Annotated in this window: 14 protein-coding genes and 1 riboswitch; of the genes, 7 read left to right on the top strand and 7 right to left on the bottom strand. The window is 66.8% G+C overall.

The features are described 5' to 3' along the window. The first annotated feature begins 94 nt into the window (after positions 1 to 94). The gene (locus AC13D8_RS16890; RefSeq protein ID WP_104016987.1) at positions 95 to 955 is read left to right on the top strand and encodes an inositol monophosphatase family protein; all 861 of its coding nucleotides are present in this window, start codon (positions 95 to 97) and stop codon (positions 953 to 955) included. 81 nt (positions 956 to 1,036) lie between these two features. Beyond that, positions 1,037 to 2,860, top strand: coding sequence for a bifunctional helix-turn-helix transcriptional regulator/alpha/beta hydrolase (locus AC13D8_RS16885; RefSeq protein WP_482969796.1), 1,824 nt, complete (start codon positions 1,037 to 1,039; stop codon positions 2,858 to 2,860). Between the two features lie 297 nt (positions 2,861 to 3,157). Here the strand turns inward: AC13D8_RS16885 and gcvP are convergent, their stop codons facing one another. From gcvP to AC13D8_RS16865, 4 genes are all read right to left on the bottom strand, one after another. Next, positions 3,158 to 6,007, bottom strand: coding sequence for an aminomethyl-transferring glycine dehydrogenase (gcvP, locus tag AC13D8_RS16880; protein ID WP_482969795.1), 2,850 nt, complete (start codon positions 6,005 to 6,007; stop codon positions 3,158 to 3,160). Between the two features lie 97 nt (positions 6,008 to 6,104). After that, on the bottom strand, positions 6,105 to 6,464 hold the full coding sequence (gene gcvH / locus AC13D8_RS16875; protein ID WP_104016990.1) for a glycine cleavage system protein GcvH: 360 nt from the start codon (positions 6,462 to 6,464) through the stop codon (positions 6,105 to 6,107). Positions 6,465 to 6,484: 20 nt separating this feature from the next. Then, positions 6,485 to 7,609 (bottom strand): glycine cleavage system aminomethyltransferase GcvT, encoded by a 1,125-nt coding sequence (gene gcvT, locus AC13D8_RS16870; RefSeq protein WP_482969794.1) that lies wholly within the window; start codon positions 7,607 to 7,609, stop codon positions 6,485 to 6,487. 83 nt (positions 7,610 to 7,692) lie between these two features. Further along, a riboswitch (glycine riboswitch) is annotated at positions 7,693 to 7,770 on the bottom strand. 113 nt (positions 7,771 to 7,883) lie between these two features. Beyond that, positions 7,884 to 8,336 (bottom strand): RrF2 family transcriptional regulator, encoded by a 453-nt coding sequence (locus tag AC13D8_RS16865; RefSeq protein WP_104016992.1) that lies wholly within the window; start codon positions 8,334 to 8,336, stop codon positions 7,884 to 7,886. Positions 8,337 to 8,421: 85 nt separating this feature from the next. Here AC13D8_RS16865 and AC13D8_RS16860 point away from each other — a divergent pair, with 85 nt between their 5' ends. Further along, the gene (locus AC13D8_RS16860; RefSeq protein ID WP_482969793.1) at positions 8,422 to 8,997 is read left to right on the top strand and encodes a gamma-glutamylcyclotransferase family protein; all 576 of its coding nucleotides are present in this window, start codon (positions 8,422 to 8,424) and stop codon (positions 8,995 to 8,997) included. Positions 8,998 to 9,047: 50 nt separating this feature from the next. On the opposite strand, the gene purS is transcribed toward AC13D8_RS16860, so the two are convergent. Further along, complete coding sequence (gene purS, locus AC13D8_RS16855; protein ID WP_482969792.1) at positions 9,048 to 9,287, bottom strand: phosphoribosylformylglycinamidine synthase subunit PurS; 240 nt, start codon at positions 9,285 to 9,287, stop codon at positions 9,048 to 9,050. Positions 9,288 to 9,299: 12 nt separating this feature from the next. Next, positions 9,300 to 10,061 carry a phosphoribosylaminoimidazolesuccinocarboxamide synthase gene (purC, locus tag AC13D8_RS16850; RefSeq protein ID WP_104016994.1) on the bottom strand — a complete coding sequence of 254 codons (762 nt, stop codon included), beginning with the start codon at positions 10,059 to 10,061 and terminating at the stop codon, positions 9,300 to 9,302. Between the two features lie 169 nt (positions 10,062 to 10,230). On the opposite strand from purC, the gene AC13D8_RS16845 reads away from it, so the two are divergent. Then, complete coding sequence (locus AC13D8_RS16845) at positions 10,231 to 10,545, top strand: DUF1476 domain-containing protein (RefSeq protein ID WP_482969791.1); 315 nt, start codon at positions 10,231 to 10,233, stop codon at positions 10,543 to 10,545. A gap of 108 nt (positions 10,546 to 10,653) precedes the next feature. Further along, positions 10,654 to 11,664, top strand: a complete 1,011-nt coding sequence (bmt, locus tag AC13D8_RS16840; RefSeq protein ID WP_482969790.1) for a betaine--homocysteine S-methyltransferase — start codon at positions 10,654 to 10,656, stop codon at positions 11,662 to 11,664. A 7-nt stretch (positions 11,665 to 11,671) separates the two neighbouring features. On the opposite strand, the gene AC13D8_RS16835 is transcribed toward bmt, so the two are convergent. After that, positions 11,672 to 13,192: an NAD(P)H-hydrate dehydratase gene (locus AC13D8_RS16835; RefSeq protein WP_482969894.1), complete on the bottom strand. Its 1,521-nt coding sequence runs from the start codon at positions 13,190 to 13,192 to the stop codon at positions 11,672 to 11,674. A gap of 184 nt (positions 13,193 to 13,376) precedes the next feature. Here AC13D8_RS16835 and AC13D8_RS16830 point away from each other — a divergent pair, with 184 nt between their 5' ends. Together AC13D8_RS16830 and glnA are read left to right on the top strand one after the other, a co-directional pair. Further along, entirely contained in the window at positions 13,377 to 13,715 is a 339-nt protein-coding gene (locus AC13D8_RS16830) for a P-II family nitrogen regulator (protein WP_104016997.1), read from the top strand. Between the two features lie 61 nt (positions 13,716 to 13,776). Then, on the top strand, positions 13,777 to 15,183 hold the full coding sequence (glnA, locus tag AC13D8_RS16825) for a type I glutamate--ammonia ligase (protein WP_129432084.1): 1,407 nt from the start codon (positions 13,777 to 13,779) through the stop codon (positions 15,181 to 15,183). Positions 15,184 to 15,246 lie beyond the last annotated feature (63 nt).

The following is a 15,246-nucleotide window of genomic DNA, read 5'->3' as shown; positions in this document are numbered from 1 at the left end:
CCCAAATATTCGATCCGTACCCGACGACCAAAGCGCCGCGTTGAATTCGTCACGTCCGGCTGGCAATCAACCCCGGCACTCACAGGGAGAGACCATGACCGATTCGTTGCCCATCGCCCTCTCCGCACCCCTCAGCCCCGCGCAGCAGACCGCGCTGGTCAACCTCGTGCGGCGCGCCGCGCGCACCGAGATCCTGCCGCGCTTTCGCTCGATCACGCGCGCGGAGGCCACGGCCAAGACCGGCCCCCGCGATCTGGTGACCGAGGCCGACCGCGCGGCCGAGGCGATGATCGCGCGGGGGCTGCAAAGACTGTTTCCCCATGCGCTGATTGTCGGCGAGGAGGCCGTCGCCGACCGGCCCGAGCTGCGCGACGAGGTCAGCGAGGCGGAGTTCGCGATCATCATCGACCCGGTGGACGGGACGTGGAATTTCGTTCACGGCCTGCCGCTCTTCGGCGTGATCATAGCTGTCACGCGGTTTGGGCGCCCGGTGCTGGGGCTGCTCTACGATCCCGTGGGCGACGACTGGATCCTCGCCGACGAGACCACCTCCGCACGGCTCGTCGCGGCCAGCGGGGTCGAGCGCGCGGCCACCACGGCGGCGGGCGGTGCGCTGGGCGATCTGCATGGGTATGTGCATGTGTCGCTGATGGGGCAGGCACGGCAGGAGGCGTTCTATCCGCGCCTCGCCGCGCTGGGGCAGGCCACGGCGCTGCGCTGTTCGTGCCACGAATACCGGCTGCTGGCGCAGGGTGCGGTCGATTTCGTCCTGTCGGACCGGCTCAACCCGTGGGATCACGCGGCGGGCGTGCTGATCTGTCAGCGCGCGGGCGGGGTGGCGCGGATGCTCGACGGGCACGACTATGACACCTCGCTCGGCGAGGGCCTGCTGCTCTGCGCGGGTAGCGAGACGACATGGACGGCGCTACGCGATCACTTTGCCGATCTTGCCTGACGCGGGGCCCCACTTGCCTTGAAATTGACACCGGCGGTGTCAATACTGCGTACAGTTGGCTGTCAGGATTCAGGGCCCTCGATGACATCATGGCACAACGACGGCCCGGACGCGGCGGGGACGGGTGGCGGCACGACAGTAACGCTGTCCGATGCGGACCGTGCCGAGACCATCGAGAGGCTCTATGACGTGGCGCTCGATCCCGAGCGGTTCGAGGCGCTTCTCGATCATTGGGAGAGCGCCGTCGCCCCCTTGCGCGCGCATGTCGATCTCAGCGCGCCGCGCCTGCTCGACGATCCGCAGATTGCCGCGCATTTCAGGCGGGCCACCGCGTTTCTCGACCGCGCCGCGATCGGCGAGGCGAGCACCGGGAAGGACGGGCTCGACGCCATGCTCGCCCCGTTCGAGCGGGTGGCGGCCCTGGTGCTCGACCGTGGCGGCGTGGTGCGCGCCGCCAACCCGGCGGCACGGCGGTTGATGGGCATCGCCGAGCGGGCAACGATCAGCGATCTGCCGCTGCATGACGACGACCGCCCTGCCCTTGCCGCCGCGCTTTCCATGCTGTTCGCCGACTTGGGCAAGGACACGGCGATGCTGCGTCTGCGCGGTGACGGACCCGGGCACCTGATGGTGCTGCGGCTGCAACGCTGCACCGCGTCGGACGGCACCGACCTGGTGCTCGCCGCGTCCAACGGGCTACACCTGCCCGAAGGGTTCTGCGATATCCTGCGGCAGGCCTTCGATCTCACACGGGCGGAGGGCGACATCCTGTGCCACCTCGTCGATTGCCGTTCGATCGCCGAGATCGCGGCGGGACGCGGGCGCTCTCCCGACACGATCCGCGCGCAGATCAAGTCGATCCTCGCCAAGACCGAGACCCATTCGCAGCTGGAACTGGTGCGACTGGCCCTGTCGATGATCGACATGACGACGGCCACGGTGACATCACCCCCCGCGCGGCAGGGCGTGACCTGCGCGCATCCTGACCACGAGGCATCCGCCGACAGGACGCTTGTCGCGCCGGACGGGCGGCGGGTTGCGTGGACGGTGCTGGGGGACATGGCGGGGCGACCGCTGCTCTACCTGCCGCTGGACTTCGGGCTGGTGCGCTGGCCCGCGAGCGCCGAGGCCGAGGCGCGGGCGCGGGGATTACGGGTGATCGTGCCGCTGAGGCCGGGCTACGGGTCGTCGGACATGGTGGCGCACGGGGCGGATTACGACGCCGCCCTGCTCGAAGATACCGAGAGGGTGCTGCGTGCCGAGGGCGTGCGGCGCTGCCCGGTGCTGAGCCTCGGGGGTGATGTCTACTACGCCGCGCGGCTGGCCCGGCGCGACCCGGCGCGGATCACCGGCATCCTCGCCTGCGCCGGGATGCTGCCGCTCACCCGACGGGCGCAGTTCGAGCGGATGGACAAGTGGCACCGCTTTATCCTCGCCGGGGCGAAGTATACGCCGCACCTTCTGCCATTCATGGTCAAGGCCGGCTTCCTTCTCGCGCGCCGGATCGGCAAGGGCGGGTTCGCCCGCGCGATCTATGGCGAGTCCGGGGCCGACATCGCCACCTTCGAGGACCCGGAGGTGTACGAGGCAATCGTGGGTGGCTCGGAGGTGGCGCTGTCGGCCACGCATTCGGCGCACGAGGCGTTCGCACGCCAGCTTGTCGGCGGGCAGCTCGAGGACTGGAGCGGCGATCTGGTGGCGTTGAAGGGGGCGCTGCCGGTGATCCTGATGAACGGCGCGCAGGACCCTCAGGTGCCGCGCGCAACCTACGAGGAATTCCGCCGCGATCACCCGTGGATCGAGTATCACCTGTTCGAGGATGCCGGGCAACTCGTGTTCTTCCGGCACTGGCGTGCCGCGCTCGACCGGCTGGCGCCGCTTGTCGCGGAGGCGGACGCGAAATAGCCCAATCAGGGTATGACAGACCCGTCTTTTCGCGCTAGCGTGATCTTGCGTGAGGGGACGGTGATCATAGTGAGTGATGGTGCAGCCTCTTCCGACGCGGCCGCGGCCCTTCCGGGGTCCGGTCAATAAAAACAAGGTAATTTCCATCACGGGAGGGGCGGCCAGGATGGCCGTCCCAATTCTTTTCCGCCCGCCCTACAGAATTTCCATGTTTCGCTGAAACACGAAAATTCTGTAAGTTATTGTTTTGTCGCGTTTCCGGACGCAAAACCGGTATCCACTTTTGCTGGAAACGCCCTATTCCGCCGCGTCGGCGTAGTCCTCGAGCGGCGGGCAGGTGCAGACGAGGTGACGGTCGCCATAGGCGTTGTCCACCCGGTTCACCGGCGGCCAGTACTTGTCCACCCGGAACGCGCCGGGCGGGAAGCAGCCCTGCTCGCGGCTATAGGGGCGGTCCCAGTCGCGCACGAGGTCTTCCATCGTGTGCGGGGCATTCTTGAGCGGGTTGTTCTCGCGGTCCATCCGCCCCTCTTCGATGGCGCGGATTTCCTCGCGGATGGCGAGCATCGCGTCGCAGAACCGGTCAAGCTCGGCCTTGGTCTCGCTCTCGGTGGGCTCGACCATCAGCGTGCCGGCCACCGGCCAGCTCATCGTCGGCGCGTGAAAGCCGCAATCCATCAGGCGCTTGGCGATGTCGTCCACGGTGACGCCCGCGCTGTCGGCGAAGGGGCGCACGTCGAGGATGCATTCATGCGCCACGCGGTTGTTCCGGCCCTTGTAGAGCACGTCGTAGGCCCCTTGAAGCCGTCGCGCGATGTAGTTGGCGTTGAGGATCGCAACCCGTGTCGCCTGCGTGAGCCCCGCGCCGCCCATCATCAGGCAATAGGCCCACGAGATCGGCAGAAGCGAGGGCGAACCATAGGGCGCGGCGCTCACCGGCCCCTCGGTGCCGCCGGTCGCCGGGTGACCGGGCAGGTGCGGCACGAGGTGTTCCTTCACGCCGATCGGCCCCATGCCGGGCCCGCCGCCGCCATGCGGGATGCAGAAGGTCTTGTGCAGGTTGAGGTGGCTGACGTCGCCGCCCAGATCGCCGGGCCGCGAGAGGCCCACCATCGCGTTGAGGTTGGCCCCGTCGATATAGACCTGCCCGCCGTGGGAGTGGGTGATCTCGCAGACCTCGCGCACCGTTTCCTCGAACACGCCATGCGTCGAGGGATAGGTGATCATGCACCCGGCAAGGTTTTCCGAATGTTTCTCGGCCTTGGCGCGGAAATCGTCGAGGTCGATATCGCCGTTCTCCGCCGATTTCACGACTACCACGTCCCAGCCGACCATATGCGCGCTCGCCGGGTTGGTACCATGCGCGCTTGTCGGGATGAGACAGACGCGGCGGTGCCCCTGCCCTTGCCCGCGGTGCCATGCAGCGATGGTCAAGAGCCCCGCATACTCGCCCTGTGCACCGGAATTGGGCTGCATGGAAATGGCGGCATAGCCGGTGATCTCGCACAGCTTGGCGTTGAGATCGCCGATCATCTCGGCGTATCCCTCGGCCTGATCGGCGGGGGCGAATGGGTGCAGGAGCGAGAACTCGCGCCAGCTTACCGGCATCATCTCGGCCGCCGAGTTGAGCTTCATCGTGCAGCTTCCCAGCGGGATCATCGCCCGGTCCAATGCCAGATCGCGGTCTGCCAACCGTCGCATGTAGCGCATCATCTCGGTCTCGGCGCGGTTCATGTGAAAGATCGGGTGGGTGAGATACGCGCTCTGCCGCGCAAGTGCCTCGGGAAGGCGATACTCGGGCGACAGATCGCTGTCCTGCATGACGATGCCGAAGGCGCGCCAGACCGCCTCGACCGTCGCCCGGCGCGTGCGTTCATCGAGCGTGATGCCGATCTTCGTGTCACCGACACGGCGCAGGTTCACCCCCTCGCGCACCGCCGATTGCAGCACGCCGCGCTGCAACAGGCCCACGTCCACGGTGATCGTGTCGAAGAACTCGCCGGGCTCGACGTGGAATCCGGCGGCCTCTAGCCCGCGGGCCAGCCGCACCGTCTTGCGGTGGATGCGCTGGGCGATGGCCTTGAGGCCCTTTGGCCCGTGAAACACCGCGTACATCGACGCCATCACCGCCAAGAGCGCCTGCGCGGTGCAGACGTTCGACGTGGCCTTTTCGCGGCGGATATGCTGCTCGCGGGTCTGCAGGCTGAGGCGGTAGGCGCGGTTGCCGTGGCTGTCGACACTCACCCCCACGATGCGCCCCGGCATGGCGCGTTTATAGGCGTCGCGGCAGGCCATGTAGGCGGCGTGCGGACCGCCATAGCCCACCGGCACGCCAAAGCGCTGCGTGGAGCCCACGGCGATATCGGCGCCCATCGCGCCCGGCTCCTTGAGCAGGGTCAGCGCCAGCGGATCGGCGATCACGATGCCGATGGCCTTGTGTTCGTGCAGCGCCGCGATCTCGTCCGAGAAATCGCGCAGGTGCCCATGCGTGCCGGGATACTGGAAGATCGCGCCAAAGACCTTGTCGGCCTCCATCTCGTCGGGGGCGCCGACGATCACCTCGATGCCCAGCGGCGCGGCGCGCGTGCGCATCACCGCGATGTTCTGCGGGTGACAGCTTTCGTCCACGAAGAAGCTGGTTGCCTTCGATTTCGACACGCGCTGCGCCATGGTCATGGCCTCGGCTGCCGCCGTCGCCTCGTCAAGCAGCGAGGCATTGGCGATCTCGAGGCCCGTCAGGTCGCTCACCATGGTCTGGAAATTCAACAGCGCCTCGAGCCGCCCCTGGCTGATTTCCGGCTGGTAGGGGGTATAGGCGGTATACCAGGCGGGGTTTTCGAGGATGTTGCGCTGAATCGCCGGAGGCGTGACCGTGCCGTGATAGCCCTGCCCTATGAGCGAGGTCAGCACCTTGTTCTTCGACGCGATCCTGCGCATGTGGTGCAGCAATTCGCGCTCGGACTTGGGCTTGCCGAAATCGAGCGGAGCCTCCTGCCGGATGGATTTCGGCACCGTCTCGTCGATCAATGCGTCGAGATCGGCCACGCCCAGCACCTCGAACATGCCCTCCATTTCCGAGGGCGAGGGGCCAATATGGCGGCGATTGGCGAAATCGTAGGGCAGGTAGTCGGTCGGCGTGAAGGGCATCGCTTGGTCCTCGCTATACCGGGCTGCGGCGCGCGCGGCCCCGGTTTCTTCTTGGCAAAAATACTCCCGCCGGAGGCGTCCCCGACGGGGGAGCGGCTCAGCCGATGAAGTCGTTATAGGCCCCCTCGTCCATGTACTCGTCCATCTGGCCGGGCTCCGAGGGTTTCATCTTGAAGAACCACGCATCGCCCAGGGGGTCCTCGTTGACCTTGCCGGGCTCGTCCACCAGCGCCTCGTTGACCTCGACAATCTCGCCGTCGAGCGGCGCGCGAATGTCCGAGGCGGCCTTGACGCTCTCGATCACCACGACCTCGTCGTCGCGGGTGACCATCGTGCCCACTTCGGGCAGTTCGACGAACACCACGTCGCCCAGTTGCTCGGCGGCGTGGCCGGTGATGCCGACGGTGACGACATCGCCCTCGGCGCGGAGCCATTCGTGTTCTTCGGTGAATTTCATGGTGGGTCTCTCCCTGTTGCTCAGCGTTTGAAATTGGCCGGGGTGAAGGGCAGCGCGACGACCGTGGCCGCCATCCGCCTGCCGCGCACCTCGCCGTAAACCGTGGTGCCCTTGGTGGCGAGGTCACGCGGCACGTAGCCCATCGACACCGGCCCCTGGATCGTCGGCCCGAAGGCGCCGGAGGTGACGTGGCCCACGGCCTCGCCGCCCTCGAGCGCGGCAAAAACCGGCGTGCCCTCGCGCATTGGCGCGCGCCCCTCGGGGCGCAGGCCGACGCGGGCGCGGGGTGCGCCGTCTGTCAGTTCCTGCAGGATGCGCGCGGCGCCGGGAAATCCGCCCGCCCGCGCGCCACCCGCGCGGCGCACCTTCTGAATGGCCCAGGCGAGGCGTGCCTCGACCGGGCTTGTCGTGGTGTCGATATCGTGACCGTAGAGGCACAGCCCCGCCTCCAGCCGCAGGCTGTCGCGCGCGCCGAGGCCGATTGGCTCTACCTCCGCGTGCGCGAGCAGCGCACGGGCGAGCGGCTCTGCCTGATCCGCGGGCACGGAAATCTCGTAGCCGTCCTCGCCGGTATAGCCCGAGCGCGAAATCCACAGTTCGCCATGATCCGATGGCAGGACGGCCACATCCATGAACCGCATCTGCGCCACCCCCGGCAGCATTGCCGCCAGCACGCCCTCGGCGGCGGGCCCTTGCAGCGCCAGCAGCGCGCGGTCGGTGATTTCCTCGATCTCGACGCCGGAAAGATTCGCGCGCATGTGCGCGATGTCATCCGCCTTGCAGGCGGCGTTGACCACGGCGAACATGTGATCGCCGCGATTGGCCAGCATCAGGTCATCGAGGATGCCGCCATCGTCGTTGGTGAAGAAGCCATAGCGCTGGCGCATCGTGCCAAGATCCAGCAGATCCACGGGCACCAGCCCCTCCATCGCGCGGGCCACCTGCGGGTAGCCGCCCGGCGCGCGCAGGATCACCTGTCCCATGTGGCTCACGTCGAAGAGCCCGGCGCGGGCGCGACAATGCAGATGTTCCTTCATGACACCGAGCGGGTACTGCACCGGCATCTCGTAGCCCGCGAAGGGCACCATCCGGGCGCCAAGCTCGTGGTGCAGCGCGTTGAGCGGCGTGACGTTCAGATCAGACACCGGACCCTCCTCATGACGACGGGCCGGAGGCTTCGATACGTCCCGGCACCAGTGATGCACGCGCCCGGACCGGGTCGTGCCACGATGCCCCCTCTGTCCTTTCGCCTGAGATCGCTATCCCTTCGGCGCCCCGCGTGCGGGGTCTCTCCAGAGTTGTGTCGGTCGCGCAGGTCCTTGAGCCTGAGAGTTTCCGGGGCGGTTGCTCCTTCGGCACTGGCGTGGCCAGTTCTCCCTGCCGCGACGTGGTGGACGCTAGTATACCGCGCGGGCGCGATCAAGCCCGTTTGGCGCAAGGCGGCGCTGAAAAGATCGCGAGCAGCGTGTCGTTGTCGCAGACCAGCGCATCGAGCGTCACGTCGTCGAGCCGCCGGTAGAACGCCTCGACCGCGTCGGTCAGCGCCGCGCGCAGGCGGCACCCGGCCTTGAGCGGGCAAGTATTGTCGACATCGGCAAAGCATTCCGCGACCGGCACGTTCTCCTCGAGCTTGCGAAACACCTCGCCCACGGATATCTCGGCCATCGGGCGGCCCAGCGCCACCCCGCCGGTGCGCCCACGCTGCGTGTGCAGGAAGCCCAGTTGTCCCAGCCGGTTGACGATCTGCGCCAGGTGACTCTCGGAGATGTTGCACCGTTCGGCGATCTCGGTCTTGGTCACCAGCCGGTCGGGATTGAATGCGCAGAACATCAGGAGCCTGATAGCGATATTGGTGCGTTTCGTGATCCGCATGAGCCTGCCTTCGGTTGCAATTGCCCGAGTTTCGCCAGACTGTGAGCGCGGACCTTGATGCAAATCAAGCGGAGGCAAAAAAACCTTGGTTCGACATGCATATTTCTTTGGCTATGGCAGCCTCGTGAACCGCACGACCCACGGCTTTGGGGGGGCGCGCCCCGCGCGCCTGTCGGGGTGGCGGCGGGTGTGGCGGCACACCACGCTGCGCCCGGTGGCCTATTTGACGGTGGTCCCTGACGACGATGCCGAGATCGACGGGCTGATCGCGCCGGTGCCGGGTGCGGACTGGCCCGCGCTCGACGCGCGCGAGGCCGCGTATGTGCGCGCACCGGCCGCCGATCAGGTGCGCCATGACCTGCCCCACTCCCCCGAAATCGCCGTCTACACCATCCCCGAGGGCCATCACGGGGCGCCGACGGCGGCGCACCCGATCCTGCTGAGCTATATCGACGTGGTGGTGCAGGGCTATCTGCGCGAGTTCGGCGAAGACGGGGTGGCGCGGTTCTTTGACACGACAGGGGGCTGGGACGCGCCGGTGCTCGACGACCGCGCCGCGCCGCGCTATCCGCGCCACCGGGGGCTGAGCGATGCCGAGCGCGCGCTCACCGATGCGCACCTTGCCCGCGTCGGTGCCCCGCGCATCGCGGCAACGGGCTGAGAAAAGGCGATTGATCGAGGGCGGAGGCTAAAGGGCGGCCTGGCCCTCGCTCAGACCAGTTCGACCGCGTAGCTTTCGATCACGGTGTTGGCGAGCAGCTTCTCGCACATCTGCGTCACCGTCTCGCGGGCCTTGTCGGCGTCGATCTCGGCGAGGTCGAGCTCGATCACCTTGCCCTGCCGCACGCCTTCGACACCGTCGAATCCGAGCGACCCGAGGGCGTGGCGCACCGCCTCGCCCTGCGGGTCGAGCACGCCGGTTTTCAGCATCACGTGAACGCGGGCCTTCATCCTCGCACTCCTTCAGTTGATGAGCGTGGGGCGCGTCATGGGCGTCGCGCCCTTGGGCATGACGCCGAGGCGGTTGGCCACCTCGGTATAGGCGTCGGTGAGCGAGCCCAGATCGCGGCGGAACACGTCCTTGTCGAGCTTCTGCCCGGTCTTGATGTCCCACAACCGGCAGCTATCGGGGCTGATCTCGTCGGCAACGATCAGGCGCTGGAAATCGCCCTCGTAGACGCGGCCCACCTCGATCTTGAAATCCACCAGACGGATGCCCACGCCATACATCACGCCGGACATGAAATCGTTGACCCGCAGCGCGAGGCTGAGGATGTCGTCCATGTCCTGCTGCGTGGCCCAGCCAAAGGCGGCGATATGTTCCTCGGTCACCAGCGGATCGCCGAGCGCATCGTCCTTGAGGCAGTATTCGACGATCGGGCGCGGAAGCTGCGTGCCTTCGTCCATGCCCAGCCGTTTGGCCATCGTGCCGGCGGCATAGTTGCGCACGATCACTTCGAGCGGGACAATCTCGCAGGCGCGCACGAGCTGTTCGCGCATGTTCACGCGGCGGATGAAATGCGTGGGCACGCCGACGGCATTGAGCCCGGCCATGAAGTATTCCGACAGCATGTTGTTCAGCACGCCCTTGCCCTCGATCACCGCCTTCTTCTCGGCGTTGAAGGCGGTGGCGTCATCCTTGAAATACTGGATGATGGTGCCCGGCTCGGGGCCTTCGTAGAGAATCTTGGCCTTGCCTTCGTAGATTTTCTTGCGCCGTGCCATGCAGTCTCCGTCGCTGGGCTGAGGGGCGTGGGGAAGTCACGCCGATGCGTTCTCATAGTGCAAGCCCCGCGCGGTCGCAAGGTGTCGCATCGGGGCAGAGCCTCTTGCCCTTGCGGGGCGCAGAGGGCATATCGGACACGAATGCAATCAGTGCAAGGGGACCGGCCCGATGACCACCTTCGACGAACGTGAAAGCGCCTTCGAGAACAAGTTCGCCCATGACGAGGAAATGAAATTCCGTGCCGAAGCGCGGCGCAACAAGCTCCTGGGTCTGTGGGCGGCCGAGTTGCTGGGCAAGACCGGCGACGCGGCCAACGAATATGCCATCACGGTGGTCAAGGCCGATTTCGAGGAGGCCGGGCACGAGGACGTGGTGCGCAAGGTGGCCGCCGACCTGGGCGACATCGCCGATGCCGACACGATCCGCGCCAAGATGGACGAGCTGCTCAAGGTGGCCAAGGATCAGCTCGTCAAGGAACACTGAGCGGGCGCGATTCAAGCGCGCCTCACGTTCTTGATGAGGATTTCTGGTTTGCATTCCGGAGCGGGCAGTGGCATCGCTTCCGGTCTTAGAGATTGCGGGAAGCGCGATATGACCGACGCCCTCACCAAGATGCTCGCCGGGCGCGAGTGGATTCTCGCAGACGGTGCCACGGGCACAAACCTGTTCAACATGGGCCTGCAATCCGGCGATGCGCCGGAACTGTGGAACGAGGATCACCCGGACCGTATCCGCGCCCTCTATCAAAGCGCGGTGGACGCGGGCAGCGACCTGTTTCTGACCAATTCCTTTGGCGGCAACGCCGCGCGGCTCAAGCTGCACGGTGCCGAGAAGCGCGCGCGACAGCTCTCGCGGATCGCCGCAGAGATCGGGCGCGACGTGGCCGACCGCTGCGACCGCCCGCTGGTGGTGGCGGGCTCGGTCGGGCCGACGGGCGAGATCATGGCGCCGATGGGGGCGCTGACGCATTCGCTGGCGGTGGAGATATTCCACGAGCAGGCCGAGGGCCTCAAGGAAGGCGGAGCCGACGTACTCTGGCTCGAGACGATCAGCGCGCCCGAGGAATACAAGGCCGCGGCGGAGGCATTCGCGCTCGCCGGGATGCCGTGGTGCGGAACCATGAGCTTTGACACGGCGGGGCGCACCATGATGGGGCTGACCTCGGAAGACATGGCGAAAATGGTGGAAAAGCTGCCCAACCCGCCCATCGCCTATGGTGCGAATTGCGGCGTGGGGGCATCGGACCTGTTGCGCACGGTGCTGGGATTCGTGGCGCAGGGATCGGAACGGCCGATCATCGCCAAGGGCAACGCCGGCATCCCCAAATACCATGACGGGCACATCCATTACGATGGCACGCCGGAACTGATGGCCGAATACGCGGTGCTGGCGCGCGACGCGGGTGCGCGCATCATCGGCGGCTGCTGCGGCACGATGGGCGATCACCTGCGCCTGATGCGTGCCGCGCTGGAAGAGCGCCCCATGGGGCCGCGCCCCACGCCCGAGCAGATTACCGACAAGATCGGGCCGTTCTCATCGCCCTCCGACGGGACCGGCGAGGATGCGGCACAACCCCGCCGCACGCGCCGCCGCCGCGCCTGAACCGGGCTTAGACCCCCAGCGCGCGCAGCACCTGCGGCATGGTCTCGGGCAGATCCTCGGCGATGAGGCCGGGACCGAACCTGCGGGCAGCCTCGACATGGAGCCAGGCGGCGGCCTCTGCTGCCTGTGCCGGGCCGAGGCCCCGCGCCATCATTCCGGTCACAAGCCCCGCCAGAACGTCACCCGATCCGGCTGTGGCGAGCCACGGGGCCGCGCGGTCGTAGTGGGCAGCGTGAATGCTGCACGATCCGTCCGGCGCGGCAATCACGGTGTCCGGCCCCTTGAGCAGAACCACGCAGCCCGCACGTTCCGCCGCCGCGCGCGTGGCATCCACCCTGGAACAGGCGGGGCCCTTGGTGGCGGGCGCGTTCAGCGTCTCTGCAATATCCGGGAACAGCCGCGCGAATTCACCCGCGTGCGGTGTCAGGATGCAGCCGGCGTGCAGCATCTCGAAGAGGGTCTCCGGCGCGTCTTCAAAGGCCGTCAACGCATCGGCATCGAGCACCACGCTGGGCGCGTGCGCAGCCCTTAGCGCCACCGGCACCAGCGTCCGCGCCCGCGCGGCCCCCAGCCCCGGCCCGAGGCAGAGCGCGGTGAGGCGCCGGTCCTCCAGCGCAGCGGCCAGCCCCTCGGCCCCATCCACGCGGGCGAGCATCAGCGCGGTGATCTGCGCGCCGACCTCCATCTGTGCCGATCCCGGCACGCCCAGCGTCACCAGCCCCGCCCCGACCCGGAGCGCCGCCCGCGCGGCGAGCCGCGCGGCCCCCGTGCGCCCGGCCCCGCCGGTCAGCACCAGCGCATGACCGTGGCCGTATTTGTGCGCCCCTGCCTCCTTGGCAAGTCGCGCCGCGCCGGGGGCGGGGCACAGCGAGATCGCACCCGGCACGTCGCCGTCGCGCAGGCCGATATCCGCCACCGCGAGAGCGCCGCAATGGCCGGGGCCGTCCGCCAGGTAATGACCCGGCTTGGCGGAGTGAAAGGTCACGGTGAGATCGGCGCGCATCGCCGCGCCGAGCACGCGCCCGCTATCGGCGCAGAGCCCCGAGGGAATATCGACGGCCACGCAGCGCGACGCGGGACGCGCGACCAGATCGGCCAAAACCCCCTCCAGCGGGCGCGTGAGCCCGGTGCCGAACAGCGCATCGACCACCAGCGCCGCATCCCCGGCCGCCGCTGCCGCGCGCGCGTCGTCGATCGGGCGGGTGGTGCCGAGCGCGGACCACCGCCGTTGGTTGGCCCGCGCATCGGGCGGCAGCCGCTCGGGATCGCCCAGGAGGAACGCCTGCACGTCCCAGCCCCACTCCTTCAGGAGCCGCGCCACGACAAAGCCGTCGCCGCCGTTGTTGCCCGGTCCGCACAGCACCAATGCGCGCTGCGGCGCGCGCGAGAGATCGGGCCAGTGTGCGAACGCGGCCTCTACCACACCGCGCCCCGCGCGCTCCATCAGCTCCAGCCCCGTCACCGCGCCCGACTCGATGGCGGCGGTTTCCTCGGCCCGCATCTGCGCAGCGGTGAGCAGATTGTTCATCGGCATCGGCCCTCCTGTCCCCGGCGCGATTCAATTTCGCCCGGTTTTGTGGCATTTTGCATATTTTTTAGGCATCAGCATCAAAACCGGCGGCGCGAACGCCCAAAATCCAGCCTATCCGATTGTCGGTGCCTGCGGGAAGTGGTCTGAGCGGGGTCGAACACGGTCAGGGAGCTCTTTTGCCATGAAAAAGATCGAGGCGATCATCAAGCCATTCAAGCTGGACGAGGTGAAAGAAGCCTTGCAGGAGGCCGGTATCCAGGGTCTCTCGGTGATCGAGGTCAAGGGATTTGGCCGCCAGAAAGGGCATACCGAACTGTATCGCGGGGCGGAATACGTCGTCGACTTCCTGCCCAAGGTCAAGATCGACGTGGTCGTCGATGACGATCAGGTCGAGGGCGCGATCGAGGCCATCGTGGACGCGGCGCGCACCGACAAGATCGGGGACGGCAAGATCTTTGTCAGCCCCATCGAGCACGCCATCCGAATCCGCACCGGCGAGACCGGGCCGGACGCGCTCTGACCCGCCATCGTCACCCACATCTCTCCACAGCAACGAACACATCAACGAAAGGGACCAGCGCATGAGCACAGACGCGCTTCTCAAGCAGATCAAGGACGAGGATATCGAGTATGTCGATATCCGCTTCACCGACCCGCGCGGCAAGCTGCAGCACGTGACCGTGATGGCCGATCAGGTCGATGAGGATTTCCTCGAGGAAGGGTTCATGTTCGACGGCTCGTCGATCCAGGGCTGGAAATCCATCGAGGCCTCGGACATGAAGCTCATGCCCGACACCGAAAGCGCCTATGTCGATCCGTTCTACGCCGAGAAGACGCTTTGCGTGCACTGCTCGGTGGTCGAGCCCGACACCGGCGAGCCCTATAACCGCGACCCGCGCGGCACCGCGGAAAAGGCCGAGGCCTACCTGAAATCGAGCGGCATCGGCGACACGGCCTTCTTTGGGCCGGAGGCTGAGTTTTTCATCTTCGACGATGTCCGCATCAGCAACAAGATCAACAAGGTGTCGTACGAGGTCGATGCGATCGACGCCTCCTGGAACACCGATACCGAATACGAGATGGGCAACACCGGCCACCGCCCCGGCGTCAAGGGCGGCTACTTCCCGGTCAACCCGATTGATGACGGGCAGGACATCCGCTCGGAAATGCTCTCGACCATGAAACGTCTCGGCATGAAGGTGGACAAGCACCACCACGAGGTGGCGTCGTGTCAGCACGAGCTGGGCCTGATCTTCGACAGCCTGACCAAGCAGGCCGACGAGCTTCAGAAATACAAGTATGTCATCCACAACGTCGCGCAGGCCTATGGCAAGTCGGCCACCTTCATGCCCAAGCCGATCTATGGCGACAACGGCACCGGCATGCATGTCAACATGTCGATCTGGAAGGACGGCAAACCGCTTTTCGCGGGCGACAAGTATGCCGATCTGAGCCAGGAGGCGCTGTGGTTCATCGGCGGTCTGCTCAAGCATGCCAAGACGCTCAACGCCTTTACCAACCCCTCGACCAACAGCTACAAGCGGCTGATCCCCGGCTTCGAGGCTCCGGTGCTGCGGGCCTATTCGGCGCGCAACCGTTCGGGTTGTATCCGCATCCCGTGGACCGAGAGCCCCAAGGCCAAGCGCGTCGAGGCCCGTTTCCCCGACCCGTCGGCCAACCCCTACCTGTGCTTTGCCGCACTGCTGATGGCCGGGCTCGACGGGATCAAGTCGCGCATCGACCCGGGCGAGGCGATGGACAAGAACCTCTACGACCTGCCGGCCGAGGAGCTCGAAGGCATCCCCACGGTCTGCGGCAGCCTGCGCGAGGCAGTGGACGCGCTCGCGGCCGATCACGAATTCCTGCTCGCGGGTGACGTGTTCACCAAGGACCAGATCGATGGCTATATCGAGCTCAAGATGGACGAGATCGAGCTCTACGAGCATACGCCGCACCCGGTTGAATTCCTGATGTATTACAGCTGCTGAGGCAGCGGCGGCACAATCCCGCCAGACTTGCAACCATGAGGCGTCCCGCTTGCGGGGCGCCTT

The organism is Roseovarius sp. B-10, from assembly GCF_056859295.1.
This window is presented reverse-complemented; position numbering and strand designations above follow the sequence as displayed.